The 681-nt window shown below is 55.1% G+C and carries 1 pseudogene; it reads left to right on the forward strand.

Annotated elements, in window-relative coordinates:
- Positions 1-681 (forward strand): annotated as a pseudogene (locus tag B5G37_RS14790) (tetracycline resistance ribosomal protection protein); the annotation flags it as partial.

Consider the following 681-nt stretch of genomic DNA (forward strand, 5'->3'; position numbering starts at 1 on the left):
ATACAGCGGAACGCTGCGCCTGCGGGATACGGTGGCCCTGGCCGGGAGAGAAAAGCTGAAAATCACAGAGATGCGTATTCCATCCAAAGGGGAAATTGTTCGGACAGACACCGCTTATCCGGGCGAAATTGTTATCCTTCCCAGCGACAGCGTGAGGTTAAACGATGTATTAGGGGATCAAACCCGGCTCCCTCGTAAAAGGTGGCGCGAGGCCCCCCTCCCCATGCTGCGGACGACGATTGCGCCGAAAACGGCAGCGCAAAGAGAACGGCTGCTGGACGCTCTTACGCAACTTGCGGATACTGACCCGCTTTTGCGCTGCGAAGTGGATTCCATCACCCATGAGATCATTCTTTCTTTTTTGGGCCGGGTGCAGTTGGAGGTCGTTTCCGCTTTGCTGTCGGAAAAATACAAGATTGAAACAGTGGTAAAGGAACCCACCGTCATTTATATGGAGCGGCCGCTCAAAGCAGCCAGCCACACCATCCATATCGAGGTGCCGCCCAACCCGTTTTGGGCATCTATCGGACTGTCTGTTACACCACTCCCGCTTGGCTCCGGCGTACAATACGAGAGCCGGGTTTCGCTGGGATACTTGAACCAGAGTTTTCAAAACGCTGTCAGGGATGGTATCCGTTACGGGCTGGAGCAGGGCTTGTTCGGCTGGAACGTAACGGACTG

Source organism: Pseudoflavonifractor sp. An85, from assembly GCF_002161235.1.
Taxonomy (GTDB): Bacteria; Bacillota; Clostridia; order Oscillospirales; family Oscillospiraceae; genus Enterenecus.